We start from the raw sequence: 22,538 nt of genomic DNA, 5'->3' as shown, positions 1-22,538 counted from the left end.
AGTGTATCCATCAAAGAAAATCCCTATTGAGGAAAGTGTCGGTATTACTTTGGGGTACGATCTGACAAAGATTGTCCCCGGCAAACATAAAGAGGCTGTTTTTAGAAGAGGGCATGTCATTACTGCCGATGATATACCTATTTTGAAAGAGATCGGCAAAGATTTTATATGGGATTTAAAGATTGCTGAAGACGAACTTCATGAAGATGAGGCTGCTTTAAGGCTTGCAAGGGCGATATCTGGCGATAATCTGATTGTTAAAATGCCTGGTGAAGCCTGGGCTGATGTGATTGCAACAAAAAAGGGAATTTTTAAAGTTAGGGTAAGGCAACTCGATGCTATAAACTCAAGAGGAGATACCTTTGTGGCTACTCTTAAAAGCAATACTGTAGTTGAAGAAGGTAGAATTGTTGCAAAAGCAAAGGTTCAAGGATTAGTTGTAAAGAAAAGAGAAATAGAATTAATTGAGGGTGAGTGCAAAAATCTTGGGAAAGTTCTAACTCTTCATCCTTTTATAAGCATGAAAGTAGGTCTGATTGTTACTGGATCAGAGATTTATTATGGTAGAAAAGAGGATTCATTTACCCCGCTAATTGTGAGTAAGGTAGCAAAGTTTAATTCTGAAGTATTTATGAGGGAATGTTTACCAGATGATCCTGATTTAATTTCTAATACTATTTTAAAGTTTGTTCAAAATAAAGCTCAGGTTATAATTATAACTGGTGGGATGAGTCCAGATGACGTTTCTGCTGAAGGAGTAAGAAGATCTGGTGCAGCTGTAGTAAGTTATGGTGCGCCACTTTCACCTGGTGCAATGTTCCTTGTGGCATATTTAGGAGATCTGCCAATTTTTGGCATGCCAGGGGGCGCGCTTAGATTCGATCCGGGGGCTTTTGATCTGTTTGGCCAGATAGCCTTTTCTGGATTGAGGATTACCTATGAGATGATCAGACATTCTGGACATGGAGGTTTGATGAGATGAGTATGCTAAAAGTTTGTTTTCACATTTCGAAGCTGGAAGAATGGACGGTTGCAGTAAAAAATATTAATAATTTTATAAATGACATATCGGGTGAGTCAGAATACGACATAAGAGTTGTGGCCAACTCAGCAGGGGTTCTGATACTAACAAGCGATTTGAGAGGCGAGCTTGAAAATCTTATGAAAGATTTATCTGGCAAAGGAGTAATGTTTGAATTTTGTAATAATGCGCTAAATTTTTATAAGATAGATACCGGTTTAGTTTTTAATTGGGCGAAGGTTGTAAGGGCTGGTATTACAGAGATAGTGAAGCTTCAAGATCTGGGTTTCACATACATAAAGCCATAAATACTAAAAGGGGGCTAGTATGAAAAAATTAATATTATTTGGTTTATTTTTTTTCTTTACTTTTAATCCTATTTCTAATGCTCAAGGATTTGATCCAAATGTGTATACATGCAGGGATTTTGTCCAAAGCTATTCGACTGATTCTGGCAGCGTAGCTTTGCAGACTTTGTGGGTATGGGGCTTCTTATCCTTTAAAGACGAGAGCTTGCTATCTCTAAATAGCGATATGTTGAAATCTTTGACATCAGATTTGAGTGAAGGCTGTGCGCAAAATTTAAACACAACTTTGCTTGATTTTGTAAGAAAATATTTTACTTTTCACTATATTGGAAATTCAAAAAAAGATACAAATTTAGTTTTTAATCCGAAAAACTATACCTGCAAAACATTTTTATCAGCTCTCAATTCAAGCGACACCACTTCTGATGACTCTGTGGGATACGCGCTAATATGGGCTCTTGGTTACACTGCCGCATATAGGCCAGATGACGTAGACGTGGTAGACGACCAAAGCGCTGGCACGATAGCTGGTTTTATGAAAAGCTTGGTCTGTAAAGACCCAAATGAGAATTTTTATAATTCTTTAAACGAGCTATATGTTAAATTGGAGAAAAAATAACTATTTAGCTTTTCTCATTTTCAAGAGCTTTTCTGATATAGCGTGCAGATCCTCTGCTACTTTTGATATCTCGTTTATAGACATCGCCTGATCCTCTGACACCTTTGCTATACTTTGGGATCCTTCGAGTATCTGCCTTACTGATAAGCTTATCTCCTCTAAGGTTTCGTTTATTCTATTGGCAAACTTCATAGATTCAGTTGCAAGCTTTTGTATTTCACTAGCTACCACACCAAATCCCTTGCCGTGCACGCCCGCTCTGGATGCCTCTATTGCAGCATTCAAGCCAAGAAGTCTTGTTTGATTTGCGATTTTTTTGATAAAAGTGTTTATCGCGTCAGTTTCATCCAGTTTGTTCCTTGCTTCGTTAACAACGGCGGCTGTTTCCTGGCTAGATGCTGCTAGCTCTTCAGAGCTTGCTGATAAAGAGCTAAGTGCTTGGGTTAAGGAAGAAGATATTTTTTGGTTTTTGTCTATAGTTTCGAATAATTTCATCTCTTCTATCTTTGCTTCGACTTGAAACATAAGATAATTTGAGATAATTTTCCCAAGGGCATCGAACATCACAGTGAAGTTTCCAATTCTTTCTCTTGGGTTTATATGAGCAGTTTTTAAAGTCTTGAGTGATTCTTCTACATTTGGCACTCCAATTTCAGTGAAATATTTCCTAAAGTGTTCTACCATATCTTCATCGGGTTCTTTAGGCAAACACTGTCCGCCTGCAATATTTCCTATTCTTTTGCCATAAAGTAAAACTGGCACTATAAAGTCTTGTATGTTTGCATGACAAAAATAGTATTGTGGCTTGCCTTGATCCATAGCGTCTTTACCGCGCTTTGCTGCCTCTTGTTTACATCTGGATAGACCTTTTTCTGTGCTACGGATTGTCTTGCCGCACAGATCAGAATGATTTATTACAGGGATGACAGGGGTGCCTTCTGGGTCTGATACCGTTACAGCGAAATCAAGCTCTCTTGAAAGCTTGTCGAAAAAATCATATATCCATTTTTTTTCTTCATCTGAAAGCAATTTTGATAGCCTCAGCTCTTCTTCGCCAAAATAACTTATAGCCTCATTTAACTTTTCATCTGACATCTTTTCCTCCTCAACTTATATGTAAAACTCTTATTTTCCCTGTTAATGAATTTTAACATTCAATTTGGTATACTACGAAATATAAGTTTTCGAAATTTTCAGAATAGTTAATATATATCCTAATCTATTTTTAACTTTTTCTGATAAAATACTACCATGAGAATAAAATTTTTTTTACTAGCAGTTCTATTTTTTTGTGCATTTATTCCTAAAGCCAATGCGGGCTCTATTGATACGAAAAAGGCTGTTATTTTGCCATATCTTGCAGAAACAACCTTTTTAAACGAAGACCCTGGATATTCTGGTTCACAAATAAGAGCTTTTGACAATACTCTTCCTGGATATGGCCTTAAATATATAGACACCGATGATGTCAACTTGTTTGAAAAAAAATTTAATGGAATAAACAGGGAATTTATTATGTCTTGTGCCTATTTTGGTTTGGGCAGCGTTAATAAAGGAGATATTGTGGTGTTGCCAATCATACACCTTGTGGACATAGTCAACCTCCCCAATCTGATCTTCGAGAAGTATGAAATTAATGTATGGCTTGAGATTAGAGTTTACAGCGCAAGGTCAGGTAGGCTGATTTACGGAGTCTCCCAAAGGGACATAAAAACTTTTAACTCTGGTCCTGTGAAATACATACCAGGAGGCGTCCCCCAAAGACTTAGAGAAATACAATATCTTGATTATCTGCACAGCGAGATAAAGACTGCTATGAAACCATTTTTGTCGGGAGATAGAATCCTAAGCGCTCCATACTATCCTTATGGGAGCAAGACCATTGGCGTAAAGCCTTCTATAATAGTTTTCCCTCCTCAGGCCAAAAATGGCATATATCTTGCCTCTTATGAGGAAACCCCATTTCCCATGAAAATGTTTATAGGTTCTTTGAAAAAATATAAAAATGACGTTATGCTCTTATCTTTTCAAGACGTTGCGGCCTTTAACCCTACAGATATGTCAAGAGATTCAAGGTCTTTCATAGCAAACAAGATGGGATATTTACCGGAAGAAACTCTTTTCCTGATCACTACCATTTCCCATGTGCCAGATTTTCCGCAGCCACTGCTGCTGCCGCAGCCTATAGCATCTAGCCCGGGCGCGATTCTCGATTTATTAAGTATGCCCTCATTTGGCGGATCCTGGTGGATTGGTCGTTTTCTGTCGCTTTCTCCAAAAAAGAAGATTCTTATGGATGTTAACTTTAAGTTGATTGATGTAAATGGAGATACGGTCTGGTCAAAAGACATAAAAAAGAAGATATCATTCGATTGGCATGAGAACGAAACTTGGGTTTCGAGGAAACAGATACTCTTTGAACAGGGCAAGGTGCTATCCGATATGATCCCTGAAATATGGCCAGACATAAACAACGCTATTGACAACTGGTCGTCAAAATAAAGTTTGGCCTATAAATATTTCTCATTGATAAAACGCTCTTTAAGTTGAAATATGAAAATTGATTTTCTTATAAAAGTTTTGTGCTGCATATTTCATACTGTATACAATGAGCTATACTTAATATTAAGCTATTTATAGCAAAATAGTGTATTAATTTTTGTTGTAAAAGTCTATAAGACAAACAATTGTTGTGCTTGCAATTTTGTGATAAATATTTGATAATGTGAGTTAAAATAATAATCTTCAGGAGGTACAAAAATTGATCCAAAACAAGCATTATTTTTTCACCTCAGAGTCTGTAACAGAAGGCCACCCCGACAAGATTGCCGATCAGATTTCAGACGCTATACTTGACGAAATTTTAGCTGATGATCCATCTGGGAGAGTAGCTGCAGAGACAACTGTTGCTACGGGATTGGTTTTAGTTGTTGGGCAAATTACTACAAAGACATATGTGGATATCCCTAGCATTATTAGGAAGACCATCAAAGAAGTTGGGTATACTAGGGCAAAATATGGCTTTGATAGCGAAACCTGTGCTGTTCTAACATCTATAGATCCTCAATCACCTGATATAGCAGGTGGAGTTAATGTGGCTTTAGAAAAACGTGGTGAAAAAGTTAATGCACCTGAAGAAGAGCTTGGAGCGGGAGATCAAGGAATGGTTTATGGCTTTGCCTGTGATGAGACAGAAGAGTATATGCCTCTTCCAATTACTCTAGCACACAACCTGGCAAAGAGATTAGCTTTCGCCAGAAAAAATAGAATAATTCCATTTCTTAGGCCTGATGGCAAAACACAGGTTACTGTCGAGTATGAAGGTTATAAGCCTATAAGGGTTGACACCGTTCTCATATCTAGTCAACACAAACCAGACGTTGAAAACGACGAGATAGAAAGAGAGATTATCGAAAAGGTTATTATGCCAGTAATTCCAGAAAATCTAAGAGATGACTCTATGAAGGTTCTCATAAATCCATCTGGCAGATTTGTGATTGGAGGACCTCAAGGAGACTCAGGTCTGACTGGCAGAAAAATAATTGTAGACACCTATGGAGGTATGGCCAGACATGGCGGCGGAGCTTTCTCTGGCAAGGATCCTACGAAAGTAGACAGATCGGGAGCGTATTATGCAAGGTACGTGGCAAAAAATATTGTAGCAGCTGGACTTGCTGCAAGGGCTGAAATCCAGGTTTCGTATGCTATAGGCAAGGCTAATCCCCTTTCTATAATGATAGATACCTTTGGGACCAATAACGTGCCAGAAGAGAGAATAGAAGAGCTTGTAAGAGAGATCTTTGATTTTAGACCAAGATCTATAATTAATCAGCTCGATCTCAGACGACCAATATACAGGCCTCTTGCTGCCTATGGTCACATGGGCAGGGTGGATTTGGGAACTTCTTGGGAGAAACTTGACAAAGTTGAGGATTTGAAAAAGGGAATCAAGTCGTAGCTTCATAAATATTAGATGAGTTTAAAAAATTTTAAAAATATATTTGCCCTCCTTTTTGGGGGGCATTGTATTTTGTGCGACGATCTTGCTCTGGATTATATTTGTCCGAATTGTAGCTCCTCTTTTGGAGATGGATTTGAATTTTTTTGCCCTCCATTTGAAAAATCTTTTTCTATCGGGATGTATAAAGATAGATTTAAAGACTTGGTTATCAAAGCAAAGTCAAATTCTATAGCTATGGAAGAGATATCAAAATTAGTTTTGAAATTTCTGCAGGACAAAAGATTTGATGGGTTTTGTGTTTCTTGTGTCCCCGATGACAAATTTGGGCACTCTCACCTGGATAGGGTTGTGAAAGAAGTCTCAGACAAAAAAAATTTACCAATATATAGATTCCAAAAAATAAAAGAGACGAAGAAACAGCATCTTTTGTATTTTAATGAAAGACGTCTAAACGTTCTAAACTGCTTTTGTGCAGAATCAGCGCCAGAAAAAATATTGCTAATCGATGACGTTATAACTTCAGGTGCGACTTCAAAGAGCGCTTATAATGAGCTTGTAAAATCAGGATCCAAGACCGTTTATTTTTTGACATTTTCAATTTCTCCAGTTTTTTGGGAAAAATATATCAGAAAATTTTCAGCGAATAAATAATCTCCCTGTCTGAAAAACCAATGTGGAAACGCTGTATGAAATGACAAGAAGCATGCATATTTCGAAAACGGTCCACTTTATGCCGTATTCTTGTATAAAAACGCTGATAGTAACGATACAGGGCACGAAAAGCAGTATAAATATCATAAACGACAGGGCTGATAGTGGTGTAAACAAAACCTTTAGCCTGTTCATAAGGCTTTCGTTTTTTTCCTTTTCTTGGAATGAGCTTATCGTAAAGAAATTCAAAAGGCTTGAGCCTGCTTCGATAAATGAATTTTTAAATCTTACAATAACCTCTGACGTATCGCTCAAAAAATTATATTTTTCTGGGCTTTTTATTTCCTTAGAAGATGCCTGCTCTCCCTCAAGTATTTGACCGAGCGTCCCAATAACTGCTTCTTTTGCTACTACGCTTGGCAAGAGAGTCGCTACTGCCTCCCACTTATCAAAGCCTGCTGGAGCAAATATAAAAGCAATAGCCTTTGACCCCTGTGCAAGATAACTTTCTCCAGGAGGCGCATTGTAAGGCAGTGAGTTTACACTCCACACAAGTATCATTGTAAAGAGTATTACAGAGCCTGCCTTTCTTACGAAAGATTTCACCCTGAAGCCTGTGAGCCTAAGGAGAAATTTTAAAGGAGGAATTCTATAAGGTGGCAATTCTAAGATAAAAGGCGTAGAATTCATCCTTAAAGATGGAACCGCTAATTGGAGCAATATAACAAGTATTATGGCTATAAAGGCGCCAAGAAAGTATAATCCAAGTATCACCAACTCTTTAAAGCTCCCAAAAAAAGCTGCTGTGAACAATAGATAAACTGGAAGTCTTGCAGAACAAGACATTAGCGGTATCATAAGACCTGCAAGCAGCCTGTCCTTTTGTGAATCCAGACCCTTAGTGGCATATATTGCTGGGACGTTACAACCAAAACCAAGTATAAGAGGTATAAAAACTTTACCGCTAAGCCCAATTGAGTTCATAAGCTTGTCTATAAGGAATGCTGCCCTTGTCATGTAGCCGCTTTCTTCAAGTATTGATATAAATAGAAAAAATATGCCTATTAGCGGGAAGAAGCTTACTACAGAGCCCACACCGCCTATGATGGCCTCTCTTATAAGCGACTTAAATATGTCTGGCAAAAACCAAAGCAAGTAAATGGTGTACTTGCCAATATAATTATTTATGAGATAACCTGTAAAATCGACAAACGGCTGAGACAAGTCAAAGGTAAGCTTAAACACCACAAACATCATTATGACAAAGAGTGGTAAGCCTAAAAACTTGTTTAATAATACCGAGTCAATTTTTTGTGTTAAATTGTTTTCGTTTATTCTTCTCACTAAAATGTTATTGCATATTGAAGATATCAGCCTATACCTTGATTGGATGTATGTTGTGTTATCAAGCGAGAGGTCTGTAATTTTTTTATCGAGAAGGTTCTTGTTTTGCAACTCTTCCACTACTTGTAAATCATTTTCTAACACTCTTGCAGCCGCAAAAGATAGCGGATAGTCAAGGTCTTTATCTTTATCAGAAAGCATTTCTCTTATTTGATTAAATTTTCTATCAAGACTCTCCTCAAATAGTATGTTTGGCAGGGTGCCCTCATTAAGCGTTTTGTAAATTGCCTTCCTTAAGGCGTCTAATCCGATCTTTTTTACTCCCGATGTTTGGACTATTTCTACCGATAGAAGTTCTTTTAACTTTTTTATATCTATTTCTGTCTTGTTTTTTATCATCTCATCGAAGAAGTTAAGGGCTATTACCATAGGTATTTCAAATTCTGACAAAGCCAGCGTCAAAAAAAGACTTTTCTCGAGTTGGTTGCTGTCTACCACGTTTACTATCAAGTCTGGTTTTTCATTTATAAGAAAATCCCTGGTAATTTTCTCTTCAAGAGAGAATGGATTTAAAGAATATGCACCTGGTAAATCCACTAAGGAAAACATCTTTCCATTTATGATAAGGCTTGCCTCTTTTTTTTCAACGGTAACGCCAGGCCAGTTTCCAACCTTTAGGTTAGAACCAGCTATAGCGTTTATGAGCGCAGACTTCCCGACATTTGGGTTGCCAACAAATGCTATTTTGATTGATCCCTCGAGCGGCTGAGCTATTTGTCTTCTTCTATGACGATACCTGAACACACCGAATCCCTTAATGATATATTTTGACCGTTCACGCAAATATGAATTGGATCTCCCAAAGGTGCTCTTCTTACCATGTGAACCTTGCCGCCCTTTACAATCCCAAGCTCTTGCAGTCTTCTTGCAAGCTTTTCATCTAACTTTATGTCGATTACTCTGTACTTTTTATTTCTTAATGCCTTATTTAACACCATTTTTTTTCTCCTTGGGCAGATTATCTAAATCACAGCAATCGAAATTTTTTGCCTTGCAAGACTTATTGGGGCAGCTATCACAGATGCCCTTTTTCTTTGAATACATCCTGTATAAAACAAACAAAGATATAAGGCCTAAAAGTAAAATCAACATCATATCCATAAACTCCTCCAAAGTTAGTTTTAACTAACATTACAAGTTTAGTATAATTTTTAGGTTTTGTCAATCTAAACGGATTGTCCATTAATGAGGTTACGGCAATTTGTCTTATGAAAAAATAAATTGTGCCTTAAGAATTAAAAAAGCCTCTAATTTCAATATTTTAAGATATAATTTTAAGTATTATATTTTCTGATGATTTTTACTTTTCTAAATCAAATCTAATCTGATTTAATATATAATATATTTTAAGACTTATTTTTCTTAAGTAATTGCCAAAAATTAATATGTTTAATTCTCGGAGGATAATTTGAATTTTATAAAGTGCTTTATAATTTCTTTTTTAATGCTATGTTTGTTGGCAGGCGTTTCTTTTGCCGAAAGCCCAAATGTAAAAGCTGATCAGGTTTATCTTGATTTTGGAACTGGTACTTGGGTTGCAGAAGGTAATGTAATTATCACCTATAAAGATTATGAATTTACTGGTGAAAAGGCGCAATATTATCCAAACAATTCTGTTTTGGACCTTTTTAATGGTAAATTGGTTGGCAAAGATTTAAACTTTTTATCAAAAAAAGTTATTTTAAAAAAAACTGATAATGGGACTTACGTAGATGCATTTAACGTAAAAGATGGCGTCTATAAGCAATACTCATTTGCCTGCAATGAACTTACATCCTTAAATGACATTGTTACACTGATAGGCGACGCGTCTATTGGCTCTAAGTCATCGAAAATGACTGGTGACAAATTTATTATAAACACAAAAACAGGCAAGATAGAAGGCACAAACATAAAGTCAAGCGATACTTCGGGTTCTCTAAAAAAAGATGCCAATAGTCCCGGAGAAAATGCTACAAATGTGGGACAATGAGATTAATATTCAATAAGCTATTTTGGTCTTATATATTAAGAGATTTTTTGCCATTTTTTTTCTTTGGACTCCTTGCCTTTTCTGGTTTGATGATAGCGGGAGAGTCTATGAGGACCATAAAATTGGTTGCCGACAATCAGGGCTCATTCCTAACTGGTTCTAAGTTAATAGCTTGTGGCATACCTTATGCGATTGCGTTTGCCTTTCCTATGGCAACCCTTTTGGGCGTTTTGATGGCAGTATCAAGAATTTCATCAAATTGGGAGCTTGCTGCTCTCAGATCCGCTGGACTTTCTATTTTCAAGTTCTCTTTGCCTTTTATAGTGATCGGCATCATTTTTTCAATGCTTTCTTTTCTTACCTTTGAAAAACTGGCTTACCCTTTGATGGATCAAAGCAGATATATAGTAGCAAAAGACTTAAAAAAAGAGCTTAATACAGAGAGGCAAAATGTTTTATTTAAACTGCCTCCTGACAGCCCTCAACCAAAATTTGTAATTTTTGCTAAAGAATATAAGCCAGCTACTATGAGCTTGCAGGAAGTTTATATTCAAGAGTTTGACAATGAATTTTTAAAAAGGACGATATATTCTAATAGTCTTATGTTTGTAGGAAACCGTTGGGTGGCATCTAAAGGCTTGTCGTATGAATTTTCTAAAGATGGCCTTATTATGGGTAGACTGGATTTTGAAAAACTTATCGTACCTCTTGGGGTACTGCCTCAGACCATAAAATCTTTGCCGACGAAAAAACCCAGAGATATGAGTTTTTCTGAGCTACTTTCTTATTTATCAAGGTCAAAGGACATAGTTGATAAAACTCTGTATGTAGATCTATACAACAAGATATCTCTTCCCTTTGCTTGTTTTGCATTTGCCTGTATAGGAGTTGCCTTTGGCATAGCATCTGAGAGAAAATCGTCTGCTCTTGGTTTTGGTATCGCAATATCTACTGTGCTCGCATATTATCTAATTTTTAGCTTATTCACTACTCTTGGTTATATGAAAGACATTCCTGCATTTCTGGCATCGTTTGGTGCGGATATATTGATTACAATTTTTGGAATATTTATGGTTGTCAAATGGGACACGTAGAGTTAGGATTTTATTTCATACCGATTCTTCTTCTGCTTAGCGCAGTAGTTGCATATATTGCCGATAAACTTGGCAAAAAAGCTGGCAAAAAAAGGCTCTCAATTTTTGGTTTGAGACCAAAGCATACTGCAATCTTTATGTCTGTAAGCTCTGGTATATTGATAGCTGCGATTACCATTGTGGTTATGTTATCTCTCTCACAAAATGCTAGGGTGGCACTTTTTGGTCTTCAGAATTTAAAAGAGGAAATTTCTACGCTTAGCAAGGAAAAAGACAATCTTATTAAGGAAAAAAATAACTTACAAGTTGAGTACAATAAGAGCTTGAGCGAGTTAAACAATCTGAAGCTCGATTTAAACGATGTAAATAAAGAAAAACAAAAGCTTATTTTAGATACCATCAAACTTAAAAATGAAAATAACTTAGCGCTTTCTCATGTGAAAGAGATGGAATTTCAAAAGTCCTTGCTTGATGAGAAGATAATATCTCTTAATTCTGAAAAGGCGGGATTGTTAAACGATATCAGCTCTTCACAGGCGTTATTGGATAAGTTAAAAACATCTATTCAGTCTCTCAGAACTGGGAAGCTTCAGTTTGAGGCACACCAAATTATTGCCCAAACAACAATTCAAGGCGGTGATAAGGCAGTTTGTGAAAGCGAGCTGAATGATTTTATACAAAAGACCAATTCTATTTTGATAAACGAGCTTGGATTGGAAGGCGTAGATACTGTGATTTTTATTCCAAAACAAAATGTGTTCGATTCGATAGATATGATGTCAAGAAATAATATGCAATTTGCTGTAAGAATACTTTCTGAGGGCAACGTCGTGGTTGGTGAAAAGCATATTCTTGCCTCACTTCAAGTCTTTGAAAATAACCTTGTTTTTAGAAAAGAGGATACGATAGTATCTACTGAGATAGATCCAAACCTTGATAGTAATTTACTTCTCGCAAAGCTTGGTCTTTTACTGCAAGAGACCAATCACATAGCCAAGCTAAGAGGGCTCGTGCCAGATCCTTTGACTGGGACTGTTGGAAACGTATCATATCCTGTGCTGTATAACGCTATAAGAAACATAAAGAATTTGTCTTACCAGGGCAAGGTTAAGATTAGTATCCTTGCAGCAGAAGATACTTACGCAATTGGTCCTTTACACATTCAAATTATGGTTAATTAATTATGAGAACTTTTAATTTTATAGTTTTAACAGTCTTGTTCTTGTTTTCCTTTTCTTTTTTCCAGAGCGCCTATGCAGGCGATATTTTGGTTTTACGCGTAAACGGCGTAATCGATCCTGTGGTTGCAAGATATGTAAAAAGCGGTATTGATAGCGCAAACAGCCAAAATGCCTCTCTTGTTATAATAGAACTTGATACGCCTGGCGGCCTCGACCAATCTATGAGAGAGATAGTCCAGTCAATCTTGTCTTCAAGGGTTCCTGTAGCAAGCTTTGTTTATCCATCTGGCGCAAGAGCTGCTTCTGCGGGAACATTTATTGTTCAGGCATCGTCTTTAGCTGTTATGTCTCCAAACACTTCTATTGGCGCTGCACATCCTATAATGATTGGCGGCGGCAATGATAAAACACTTCTTGAAAAAGCCGCTCAAGACGCAGCTTCATATATTAGGAGTCTTGCTAAGATTCATGGCAGAAATGAAGCCTGGGCTCAAAGCTCAGTATTCGATAGCAAAAGCATAAACGATTCAGAGGCTATTAAAGAACATGTCATAGATATGGTGGCAACAGGTCTAAACTCTTTGGTTTCTCAAGCAAATGGCAAAGCTGTTATAGCTGACAATAGTACGGTTACTCTCAGTTTGGAGCCAAATTTTATATATTATAATATGTCCCCTTTTGAGAGCTTTTTGCATTTTATTTCTAACCCCACTATTGCAAGTATACTTATGATGATAGGAATTTTTGGGATGATCTTTGAACTAGCGAGTCCTGGGCTAATCTTTCCAGGGGTAATAGGCTTTATGTCTCTTGTGCTGTCTTTATTTGCGCTCGGCAATCTCCCATTTAACATAGCTGGTTTGTTGTTCATAGGGTTTGCTGTTACCCTTTTTGTTGCAGAGATCTTTTTGCCAACTTTCGGTATATTGACAGCAGGTGGTATTATAAGTCTAGTATTCGGTATGTTTATGCTTTTTGAACCTTCTGAGAGGGTAGGCTATCCATCAGTTCTGACAGTTGCTATTCCAGTGGCGCTTTTGACGGGCATATTGATAGCAATTCTTTTTTACCTTGTCCTTGGGACGAGAAGGAAGAAACCATTTTCAGATTCTTCATATTTATTGAATAAAGAGGTTGAGGTAAAAGACGTCAGAGACGACGGACGCTTGCTTTTAGTTTTTTATGATGGAGAACTCTGGAGCGCGAATCCAGCTGACGATCAATCTTATAAAATTGGCGATTTAGTTAAGATTGTCGGCAAAGAAGGAATAATTCTTAAGGTAACGAAATCAACAAATTATGAGATAGGTGATATGTCTGATGAAGATAAAGTGTAAGAGATCTTATAAAAGGAGGTAAGAAATGTTTGACATTGTAAGGTTAGTTTTTAGTTCAGTTTTAATCTTTATTTTATTTGCAATATTTGTTATCGCAATAGTTTTGCCAAGTGCTATTAGAATAACCCAGGAATACGAAAGAGGCGTAGTCTTTAGATTGGGCAGATTTGCTGGAGTGAGAGGCCCTGGTCTTATACTTTTGATTCCATTTGTCGAGAGAATGATAAAAGTAGACTTAAGAACTATCACGATGGACGTTCCGCCACAAGAGGTCATAACTAAGGATAATGTGCCAGCCAGGGTAAACGCGGTTGTATATTTTAGGTTGGTTGATCCTGAGCTTGGCGTTCTAAAGGTTGAAAACTTTGTACGAGCTACCTCTCAAATTGCTCAAACTACCTTGAGATCGGTTCTTGGACAGTCCGAGCTCGATGAGATGCTGTCCCAAAGAGAAGCCATAAATCACAGACTTCAACAAATTATAGATGAACAAACCAATCCCTGGGGCATTAAGGTAAGCGTGGTAGAACTCAAGGATGTTGAAATTCCTCAAGAGATGCAAAGGGCCATAGCCAAACAGGCTGAAGCGGAAAGATTGAGAAGGGCAAAGGTTATTATTGCAGATGGAGAATTTCAAGCTTCAGAAAAGCTTAGGCAGGCCGCTGAAGTTATGGCTCAAAACCCATTAACTATCCAGCTTAGATTTTTGCAGACAATTGCCGACATATCTCCCGAGAGAAATACTACTACCATATTGCCTATTCCGATAAATTTATTGAGTCAGATTTTTAATCCAGGGTATCTGCACAGCGTAGAAAAAGAGAACAAGTAAATTACCTTTGAAAAGATAAAATCGATCGTTGGATGATTGATAACTTTAAGCGGTTATAAAGGAGGTTTTGAATGCAGCAAGAACTTATCGATGTTATTTTGAGCAGAAGATCTCATAGGAAATTTTTACCCGATCCTGTTCCAAAAGAGGATATTGAAAAAATTATATATATTGCAACCATGTCTCCATCTGCGACTAATTCTCAACCATGGGAATATGTGGCTGTGTATGATAATGCCGTAAAGGAAGAGCTTGCAAACGCAGTTCTCAAAAAGCTTGATCTTATGTCTTCAAATCTTGACAAGGATAAGGATGCCAGGCAGATTAAACTTATTTCAAAATCAAGTTTCTATTTTACCTTTTTTAAGGAAGCTCCTGTTGTAATATTTGCTATTGCAAAGCCCTATAAGTCAGTAATGGACTTTATTAACGAGTATTTCTTAGAAGAAGATGAACCCTCTTTCGCATATGAGGCATCAATACAAAGCGTTTCTGCAAGCATTTTACAGCTTCAGATTGCTGCACACATAATGGGCTATGGCAGTTGTTGGATGACAGCTCCCAATATTGCGAAAAGAGAAATGGGAAAGATCATTGGCATTCACGATAATGATAGAATTATTGCTACAATACCTCTGGGTAAGCCTGCAACAAACAGTCTTTCTGCTCCAAGGAGAAAGAGCGTAAATGAAGTTTTGCGTTTTATATAATTATATAGCTATTTAACTTTTTTTATATTGTAGGAGGTATGATTTTGACTTCAGATGACATTAGACGTCTTTTTTTGGATTATTTTAAAGATAGAGGGCATGCTGTATTGCCCAGTTTTTCTCTCGTACCTGATGATCCGACAATACTGTTTACTATCGCAGGAATGGTCCCCTTTAAACCATATTTTTTGGGCAGGGAAGAAGCACCCTTTAGGAGGGCAACGACCTCCCAAAAGTGCTTGAGAACAAACGATATTGAAGAGGTTGGCAAGACCGCAAGACACCACACATTTTTTGAAATGCTTGGAAATTTTTCTTTTGGCGATTACTTTAAAGAGAAGGCCATCCCTTTTGCGTGGGTTTTTGTAACAGAGATTTTACACCTTCAAAGGGATAGACTTTATATAACCATTTACAATGATGACGACGAATCATTTGATATTTGGCGATCTTTGGGCATCCCAGCAGAAAAGATCTATAGATCTGGCGAAAAAGATAACTTTTGGTCTGCTGGTCCTGTCGGTCCTTGTGGCCCTTGTTCTGAAATATATTATGACAGAGGGGAAAGTTTTGGCTGTAAAAGTCCTGATTGTTCGCCTCTTTGTGGTTGTGATAGATTTTTAGAAATTTGGAACCTTGTTTTTATGCAATACAATAGAGATGAAGAGTCCAACCTAACCCCTCTTGAGAAAAAGGGCATAGATACTGGAATGGGTCTTGAAAGAATTGCTTCAGTTTTGCAGGGCAAGGACTCAAATTACGAAACAGATTTGATTTATCCAATTATTGAAGAGCTTTCTGCCATTACAGGGATAGAATATATCGGGTCGGGGATTACCTCTCTAAGGGTTATGTCAGACCATTTAAGAGGCGCTGTTTTTGCAATTTCAGATGGAGTCCTTCCTTCAAATGAGGGAAGAGGCTATGTAGTTAGAAGGCTTCTAAGGAGGGCATTGACTTTTTCGCACCTATCAGGATATCAAGAGCCGTTTATCTATAAAGCTGTGTCAAAAGTATGCGATATATATAGGCATTCGTATCCTGAACTTACTGATAAAATAGACTACCTTAAAGATGCCATAAGAGCTGAAGAAGAAAAGTTCTCCCAGAGTCTGAAAGATGGTTTAAGTATGTTTAATAAAATGTTACCTCAAATAAAAAATGATGGCATTGTTTCAGGCGAAATTGCATTTTTACTTTATGATACTTATGGCTTTCCTGTCGAATTAACAAAAGAAATGGCAACAGAGTTCAATATCGGAATAGACATAAACAGCTTCAACAATTTACTAAGACAGAGAAAAGAGCAATCCAGAGAGGGCTCTCAATTTGTTGACGATATTGTGAACACATCTTTCGTTACTGAATTTGTTGGTTACGATAATGTTAAGACCAATTCAAATATAATTGGCATGTATAAAGATAGCGCTGAAACTACTAGGATGTCCGTCGGAGATGAGGGCGTTATAGTGCTTGACAGAACGCCATTTTATCCTGAAAGCGGAGGCCAGGTTGCAGATCATGGCTATATAAAGTTTGCAGATTCTATCTTTAGGGTTACTGACGTACAGAGAGAGAAGGAAGCAATATTTCACATTGGAAAATTAGAGAATGGGACCTTATGCGTGGGATATTCTGTAGATGCCGAGATTGACCTTCAAAGAAGAAGACTGTCTTCGAGTAATCATACTTGCACCCATATATTGCATGCCGTGCTTAGAGATAAATTTGGCGAGGCTACCAAACAAAAGGGTTCTTTTGTCTCTGACGAACTGTTAAGATTTGATTTTGTGTCAAATGCTCCGCTACCAGATGAGGATATAGTGGATATAGAAAGATCTGTAAACAAAATAATAATTGAAAATCACCCAGTGACTTCCCAAGAAATGGACCTTGAAGAAGCTATTAAGTCTGGTTCTATGGCCTTATTTTCTGATAAATATAAGTCAAGGGTTAGAGTATTAAATATTGATGACGTTTCTTCTGAGCTATGTGGTGGAACTCATGCTCTAATGACTGGTGAAATTGGTACATTCGCTATTGTAAAACAAGAATCTATCGCAAGCTCTGTTAGGCGAATTGAGGCTTTTACAGGTATAAGGGCTCTGGAATACTTCCAGAAAAAAAGAGAAGACCTTGAAAAGATTGATAAGATTATAGATGCAAGCGGCTCACCCGTAAAAAAGTCGATTTCGATTATGAAAGAAGTAGAGGAAGATAAAAGGCGCCTTAGAGAAGCGACTTCGAACTTTTTGAAGCTAAAGGCAAGCGAACTGGTGGCTGAGGAAATTGGAAACTTTTCCTTGTTTGTTGACAATTTCAATTCATACACGAGTGATGATATGCTTTTTTTTGTAGATGTTGTCAGGAATCGCTTTGACAATTTAGTATTGTTTTTGTACTCAGTTAATAACCAAAGTGCTAATTTTGTGCTATCAGTTTCTGACAAAATATCTCAAAATATTAGCGCAAAAGATTTGGCAAGAGTTGTTACCAAGATTACTGGCGGCGGTGCAGGGGGTAGAGATAAGGTTGCACAGGGTGGTATTAAGGATTCAAATAAGATTTCTGATGCTATTGACGCTCTGAAGGAATTTCTAAAGTCAGTATAACAAATAAATACCCCCGAAATTATTTTAATTTCGGGGGCTATGAGTTTTAGTTTGTGTTATTCTACGACGTACACCGGACAAGGAGAAGTTTTTACTACTCTTTCAGGCACTCCTCCGAACAAAAACCTCTTTATTCCCTTAAGGCCTCTGTTTCCAATTACCACCCTAACAGGTTTCAATTTATTTGCAACTTCGCATATTATTTCACTTCTCTCTCCAAACCTTACCAAGCCAGCAGCCTCCACACCCTCAGATGCAAGATATTCTTTTGCTTTTACTATTTCGTCTTCTGCTCTTGTGAGAAGCTCTTCTTCTGCTACGGGATTATATACGCCAAGTATATTAGAGCGTTCAACTATGTTTAGAAGACAAACAGTCGCCGCATTCGATCTTGCAATTCTTGTAGCCTCCTTTAAAACCGATCTGTCAACCTTAAAGTTTCTAAAGGCAACTAAAACAGATTGTTTGTCCATGTCAAACGCCTCCTTAAAATATTTACTTATGACTATTATAACACTATAAATTATTTGTAAATACTATCTAAATATTAGAGTTTCTTTTTGTTTCAGAAAGTAAATTTATCTATAAGTATAAACAATTAAGAAACACCACATATAGTATAACACGTTTATTTGTATTATAGCAATATACATAACATAGTTGACTGATTGGTCAGTATTTACTAAAATGATACTTTACAAGAAATAATTAGGAGGCGTTATGGCAGATCAACCTAAAGAAAACAATCTCAAATCTAAGTTTAATCTTTCGCAAGTGAAAAGACCTACCAAAAAGGTATTTCTTATATCCCTTTTGATTGTCCTCATAATACTATCACCATTTGCCTATCAAAAAGTTGTATATTCTCTTACTCACCAGAGTACAGATGACGCATACGTAGAGGGCACATATATTTATATATCCCCCCAGATATCTGGCAATATTGTTGCGGTAAAAGTAGAAAGATACCAGCAGGTAAAGAAAGGCCAGGTTCTTGCTGAAGTTGAAACATCTGACTATACGAACGCATTGAACCTTAATCAGGCGACCTTGAATAAGGCTCAGGCTACAATTAATGAAATTGACAGTTCTGAAAACCAGGCTGAGGCAGCGCTGCAACAAGCTATGGATAACTATACATCGGCTAAGGCACAGGCAGAGCTGGCACAAAAAGAGAAAGTTAGGTACGAAGACCTATACAAGCAGGATGCTGTTTCTGCTGATGTATATGACACTTATGTTACCAAGGAAAAGACTGCAGTGGCTGCAATGCAAGCTGCTCAAAAGGCTATTGCTCAGGCTCAGGCTGCCTTAGAAACCATTAGGGCTCAAAAGGTTACAACTTTGTATTCTATCAAGGCAGCTCAGGCAAACCTCGATCAAGCTCTTGTAAACGTCCAAAGAACACAAATTTTAGCTCCAGAAGACGGCTTTATTGCAAAAAAATTTGCTGAGGTAGGGAATTATGCTGTTCCTGGACAAACCTTGTTCATATTGGTAAGAAAGAATGACCTGTGGGTTACTGCAAATTATAAGGAAACACAGATTGATAAAATGAGAGTCGGACAAAAGGTAGACATACAGGTGGACGCATATCCTGGAGTTACCTTCAAGGGTCACGTTGAAAGCTTCCAACCAGGCACAGGAGCAGTATTTAGTCTTTTACCACCCGAGAACGCTACTGGTAACTTCGTAAAGGTAGTCCAAAGGGTCCCTGTCAGGATAGCAATTGATAGCCCTTACGATTCGAAACATCCTCTTTATCCAGGGCTTTCTGTAAATCCATTTGTTGACACAGGATTTTAAACAACACACGCTTTGAAATGCTTTGACGTATACTGGGTTAAACCTTTTCTTATTCTATGACGTATTATTGTTTAACCCTCTCAATACACAAAGTGCCCTTTAAAATGTTTTGATTTACCCCTCATTTTAAATTAAAAAGGATGTGATATTAAGCTATTATGCCAAATAAAGATTCTGCTCACCCGAATAGATGGATGATAACGCTTACGATAATGCTAGGCACGCTGGTAGCCGCTCTTGACACCAGTATAGTAAACGTTGCGCTCCCAAACATGAGAGGATCTCTGGGTGCATCAGTTTCTGAAATTACCTGGGTATCAACTGCATATATGTTGTCCAACGTTGTTATAATGCCTACGATAGGATTTTTGAGCAATTTGTTCGGCAAGGTGAGGTTTTTCACCTTTAGCGTGATTATTTTTGGGATAGGATCATTTCTGTGTGGTCTTGCCTGGAATATGAACTCTATGATCTTTTTCAGGGTTATTCAGGGCATAGGCGGCGGCGCTCTAATCCCTATGTCTCAAGCAATTCTCAGGGAAACCTTTCCGCCAGAAGAGCAGGGCAAGGCTATGGGCATCTTTGGCATGGGCGTTGTTTTAGGCCCTGGTATTGGACCGACACTTGGCGGTTACATTACTGACAACTATAATTGGAACTGGATTTTTTATATAAATATGCCTTTTATAATATTGAATCTAATAATGATATCCCTCTTTTTAAAAGAATCTCCCGATCGTGAAAGGCATACTGGTAAAATTGACTATATTGGTCTTATGTTGATGACAGTGGGGCTCTCTACTTTGCAGATAATGCTCGAAAAGGGTCAAGAAAACTCATGGTTTGAATCCGACTTTATAGTAAAGCTTGCAGTTGTTAGTGCCATTTCTTTGATATCTTTTGTAATATGGGAGTTAAAGACCGATAATCCCGTTGTTGAGCTAAGAGTGCTAAAGGATATATCCTTCACGAGCGCCACTGCGCTTGGCGGTATTTTTGGGATGGGACTTTTCGGGAGTCTTTTTTTATTGCCAATGCTATTCGAAAGCGTTCTCGGTTACTCGGTAATGGAATCTGGGCTGGCCCTTATGCCAAGGAGTCTTGCTATGGCTTTTGCAATGCCGCTTGCTGGTAGGATATATAACTTTATAGGTCCAAAAAAGATGATTTTTATTGCTACGATTTTGGCTGCAATAAGTTTTTATCCTCTTACCACAATGAATCTTAATACAAATGCGTGGGACATCTTAATTCCTCAGGTGATTCAAGGAGTCGCCTTTGCTTTTATATTTGTATCCTTGAGTACTGCAGCGCTAATGACTGTGGAAAAAAGATTTATGTTCGGAGCATCTGGATTATTTAATCTTGTAAGAACGGTTTGCGGCAGTATTGGCATAGCGGTTTTTGCTACCATACTTGAAAATTCTACTACTATAAACAGGGCATATATGGTAGAACACATCGTTACAAACAATCCATTTTACACCCAGAGCTCGCTAATAAGTCCTGCTACCACGTCCCCCATACTTAGCACATGGTTTGCTAATCTAAGCGGTGCCCTGATGCAAAACGCAGGTTCTACTCCTGCAGACTTGCCGAACAAGGCTTTTGCAATTCTGAGCAATTATATTGATCTGCATGCTGCCATAATGGCCTATAACACTACATTTTTTTGGATATTTTTTCTATTTATTATCGCGATAGTATTTAGTTTTCTAATTAGAGACACCAGGCCTCACAAGCTAAAGAATAAAAAGGATTCAGAGGCTACTGAAAACATTATAGAGCTCTGATGTAAAAAGGACACCCTTTGCAGTTAGGCACCTTTTTGCAAAATTCTTTCCCCATCCTTACTATTAAAGCATGGTACTCGTTGAACAATTTAGAATCCTTAGGTAAATTTTTCATAAATAAAGCTTGTGATTGATGATATCTGTCCCTCTTGCTGCCTGAAAATTTTATATGAAATCTTTCAAGCCATCTTAAGGTATATGCGTCAATTACAAAAACTGGATATCCAAGCGCGTAAAGTAATATGGAATCGGCAGTTTCACATCCAATGCCGTTTATCTTTAATAAAAAATTTCTTGCATCTTCCATGCTTAATTTTTTTATATCTTCTAAGTCTTGAAAATTTTTATGTATTTCTATTATAAGATTTTTTAATCTTTTGGCCTTTATATTGTAATATCCTGAAGGCTTAATAAGCATTGCAAGCTTATCCTGCTCAACATTAACCAATGCCTCAAAGTCCAATAGCCCTTCTTTTTTTAGATTGATAATAGCCCTTTCTACATTTTGCCATGAAGTGCTTTGAGTAAGAACAGCGCCAACTATAACCTCTAATGGACTGTCTGCTGGCCACCAACCTTGTGGACCAAAAAAATTATAAAGAATTTCATAATTTTTTAAAAGATCAATATCTTTTTTGCTCAATCCTTAAATTTTAAAAAATTTTCAATATATCTCGATATAACATCAACCTCAATGTTTACAAACGAACCTGCCTTCTTATGTGAAAGAGAGGTTTCTTTCAAGGTTAGCGGTATAAGGGCTACGTCAAAAGAATTTTCGTTTATTGATGCTACCGTTAGACTTATGCCGTTTACAGCAATAGAACCTTTATGTGCAATATATTTTTTCAATTCAGGGGGAAATTCTACTGTTAATATGGTGTTTAATGTATCCCCCTTGATAGATACTATTTTTCCTATTGCATCTACGTGACCCAAGACTATATGTCCCCCGAACCTTGATTCGTGGCTCATTGCCCTTTCAAGGTTTACTTTTACTCCTGCCTTAAAATATTTGAAAGCTGTTCTCGACACAGTTTCTTTTGAGATGTCAGCTTCAAACGTTTGTCCCCCTCTTCTCGTTACGGTTAGGCAGACGCCATCTACGGCTATAGAGTCTGAAATCTTTAAATCATCAAACGCCTTTTTAAAAGATATCTTTATCTTATAACCTTGTCCCTGTGGAGTAAATGAAATTATCTGGCCAATATCTTCAACAATACCTGTAAACATTCTA

The 22,538-nt window shown here is 37.4% G+C and carries 22 protein-coding genes; 15 read left to right on the top strand and 7 right to left on the bottom strand.

Annotated elements, in window-relative coordinates:
* Window position 1 precedes the first annotated feature (1 nt).
* From V4762_RS00525 to V4762_RS00515, 3 genes are read left to right on the top strand one after another with little or no spacing between them, the layout of a single operon-like run.
* Complete coding sequence (locus V4762_RS00525; RefSeq protein ID WP_347313808.1) at window positions 2-982, top strand: molybdopterin-binding protein; 981 nt, start codon at window positions 2-4, stop codon at window positions 980-982.
* Window positions 979-1,329 carry a DsrE family protein gene (locus tag V4762_RS00520; RefSeq protein WP_347313807.1) on the top strand — a complete coding sequence of 117 codons (351 nt, stop codon included), beginning with the start codon at window positions 979-981 and terminating at the stop codon, window positions 1,327-1,329. The genes V4762_RS00525 and V4762_RS00520 overlap by 4 nt, the downstream gene beginning before the upstream one ends.
* 19 nt (window positions 1,330-1,348) lie before the next feature.
* On the top strand, window positions 1,349-1,948 hold the full coding sequence (locus V4762_RS00515; protein ID WP_347313806.1) for a hypothetical protein: 600 nt from the start codon (window positions 1,349-1,351) through the stop codon (window positions 1,946-1,948).
* Here V4762_RS00515 and V4762_RS00510 read toward each other — a convergent pair whose 3' ends face one another.
* Window positions 1,949-3,043 carry a PocR ligand-binding domain-containing protein gene (locus V4762_RS00510; protein ID WP_347313805.1) on the bottom strand — a complete coding sequence of 365 codons (1,095 nt, stop codon included), beginning with the start codon at window positions 3,041-3,043 and terminating at the stop codon, window positions 1,949-1,951.
* Window positions 3,044-3,199: 156 nt separating this feature from the next.
* On the opposite strand from V4762_RS00510, the gene V4762_RS00505 reads away from it, so the two are divergent.
* The 3 genes from V4762_RS00505 to V4762_RS00495 all read left to right on the top strand — a co-directional run bounded on the left by V4762_RS00505 (window position 3,200) and on the right by V4762_RS00495 (window position 6,560).
* Window positions 3,200-4,450 (top strand): hypothetical protein, encoded by a 1,251-nt coding sequence (locus V4762_RS00505; RefSeq protein WP_347313804.1) that lies wholly within the window; start codon window positions 3,200-3,202, stop codon window positions 4,448-4,450.
* A 259-nt stretch (window positions 4,451-4,709) separates the two neighbouring features.
* Entirely contained in the window at window positions 4,710-5,906 is a 1,197-nt protein-coding gene (gene metK / locus V4762_RS00500; RefSeq protein ID WP_347313803.1) for a methionine adenosyltransferase, read from the top strand.
* A 72-nt stretch (window positions 5,907-5,978) separates the two neighbouring features.
* A complete protein-coding gene (locus V4762_RS00495) occupies window positions 5,979-6,560 on the top strand; it encodes a ComF family protein (RefSeq protein ID WP_347313802.1) in 582 nt (193 codons plus the stop codon).
* Here V4762_RS00495 and feoB read toward each other — a convergent pair.
* From feoB to V4762_RS00480, 3 genes are read right to left on the bottom strand one after another with little or no spacing between them, the layout of a single operon-like run.
* Window positions 6,546-8,708: a ferrous iron transport protein B gene (gene feoB, locus V4762_RS00490; RefSeq protein ID WP_347313801.1), complete on the bottom strand. Its 2,163-nt coding sequence runs from the start codon at window positions 8,706-8,708 to the stop codon at window positions 6,546-6,548. The genes V4762_RS00495 and feoB overlap by 15 nt on opposite strands.
* Window positions 8,675-8,902, bottom strand: coding sequence for a FeoA family protein (locus tag V4762_RS00485; protein WP_347313800.1), 228 nt, complete (start codon window positions 8,900-8,902; stop codon window positions 8,675-8,677). Before V4762_RS00485 ends, feoB begins: the two co-directional genes overlap by 34 nt.
* The gene (locus V4762_RS00480) at window positions 8,889-9,065 is read right to left on the bottom strand and encodes a hypothetical protein (RefSeq protein WP_347313799.1); all 177 of its coding nucleotides are present in this window, start codon (window positions 9,063-9,065) and stop codon (window positions 8,889-8,891) included. Before V4762_RS00480 ends, V4762_RS00485 begins: the two co-directional genes overlap by 14 nt.
* 307 nt (window positions 9,066-9,372) lie before the next feature.
* Here V4762_RS00480 and V4762_RS00475 point away from each other — a divergent pair, with 307 nt between their 5' ends.
* The 7 genes from V4762_RS00475 (at window position 9,373) to alaS (ending at window position 17,702) form a co-directional block, all read left to right on the top strand.
* Window positions 9,373-9,936 carry an LptA/OstA family protein gene (locus V4762_RS00475; RefSeq protein WP_347313798.1) on the top strand — a complete coding sequence of 188 codons (564 nt, stop codon included), beginning with the start codon at window positions 9,373-9,375 and terminating at the stop codon, window positions 9,934-9,936.
* Window positions 9,933-11,030, top strand: coding sequence for an LptF/LptG family permease (locus tag V4762_RS00470; RefSeq protein WP_347313797.1), 1,098 nt, complete (start codon window positions 9,933-9,935; stop codon window positions 11,028-11,030). The genes V4762_RS00475 and V4762_RS00470 overlap by 4 nt, the downstream gene beginning before the upstream one ends.
* Window positions 11,018-12,211, top strand: a complete 1,194-nt coding sequence (locus V4762_RS00465; RefSeq protein ID WP_347313796.1) for a DUF3084 domain-containing protein — start codon at window positions 11,018-11,020, stop codon at window positions 12,209-12,211. The genes V4762_RS00470 and V4762_RS00465 overlap by 13 nt, the downstream gene beginning before the upstream one ends.
* A 2-nt stretch (window positions 12,212-12,213) precedes the next feature.
* Window positions 12,214-13,548 carry an NfeD family protein gene (locus V4762_RS00460; protein ID WP_347313795.1) on the top strand — a complete coding sequence of 445 codons (1,335 nt, stop codon included), beginning with the start codon at window positions 12,214-12,216 and terminating at the stop codon, window positions 13,546-13,548.
* 25 nt (window positions 13,549-13,573) lie between these two features.
* Window positions 13,574-14,380, top strand: coding sequence for a slipin family protein (locus V4762_RS00455; RefSeq protein ID WP_347313794.1), 807 nt, complete (start codon window positions 13,574-13,576; stop codon window positions 14,378-14,380).
* Window positions 14,381-14,451: 71 nt separating this feature from the next.
* On the top strand, window positions 14,452-15,090 hold the full coding sequence (locus V4762_RS00450) for a nitroreductase family protein (protein WP_347313793.1): 639 nt from the start codon (window positions 14,452-14,454) through the stop codon (window positions 15,088-15,090).
* 44 nt (window positions 15,091-15,134) lie between these two features.
* Window positions 15,135-17,702 (top strand): alanine--tRNA ligase, encoded by a 2,568-nt coding sequence (gene alaS / locus V4762_RS00445; RefSeq protein ID WP_347313792.1) that lies wholly within the window; start codon window positions 15,135-15,137, stop codon window positions 17,700-17,702.
* 56 nt (window positions 17,703-17,758) lie between these two features.
* Here alaS and V4762_RS00440 read toward each other — a convergent pair whose 3' ends face one another.
* A complete protein-coding gene (locus V4762_RS00440) occupies window positions 17,759-18,175 on the bottom strand; it encodes a universal stress protein (RefSeq protein ID WP_347313791.1) in 417 nt (138 codons plus the stop codon).
* A 247-nt stretch (window positions 18,176-18,422) separates the two neighbouring features.
* On the opposite strand from V4762_RS00440, the gene V4762_RS00435 reads away from it, so the two are divergent.
* Both V4762_RS00435 and V4762_RS00430 read left to right on the top strand, forming a co-directional pair.
* Window positions 18,423-19,508, top strand: coding sequence for an HlyD family secretion protein (locus V4762_RS00435; protein ID WP_347313790.1), 1,086 nt, complete (start codon window positions 18,423-18,425; stop codon window positions 19,506-19,508).
* A 158-nt stretch (window positions 19,509-19,666) separates the two neighbouring features.
* Window positions 19,667-21,301 carry a DHA2 family efflux MFS transporter permease subunit gene (locus tag V4762_RS00430; protein ID WP_347313789.1) on the top strand — a complete coding sequence of 545 codons (1,635 nt, stop codon included), beginning with the start codon at window positions 19,667-19,669 and terminating at the stop codon, window positions 21,299-21,301.
* On the opposite strand, the gene V4762_RS00425 is transcribed toward V4762_RS00430, so the two are convergent.
* Complete coding sequence (locus V4762_RS00425) at window positions 21,288-21,944, bottom strand: endonuclease III domain-containing protein (RefSeq protein ID WP_347313788.1); 657 nt, start codon at window positions 21,942-21,944, stop codon at window positions 21,288-21,290. The genes V4762_RS00430 and V4762_RS00425 overlap by 14 nt on opposite strands.
* The gene (locus V4762_RS00420; RefSeq protein ID WP_347313787.1) at window positions 21,941-22,534 is read right to left on the bottom strand and encodes a riboflavin synthase; all 594 of its coding nucleotides are present in this window, start codon (window positions 22,532-22,534) and stop codon (window positions 21,941-21,943) included. Before V4762_RS00420 ends, V4762_RS00425 begins: the two co-directional genes overlap by 4 nt.
* Window positions 22,535-22,538 lie beyond the last annotated feature (4 nt).

This window comes from Thermodesulfobium sp. 4217-1, assembly GCF_039822205.1.
Classification (GTDB): domain Bacteria; phylum Thermodesulfobiota; class Thermodesulfobiia; order Thermodesulfobiales; family Thermodesulfobiaceae; genus Thermodesulfobium.
The sequence above is the reverse complement of the archived record's forward strand: the minus strand, read 5'-3'. Positions and strand labels throughout refer to the sequence as shown.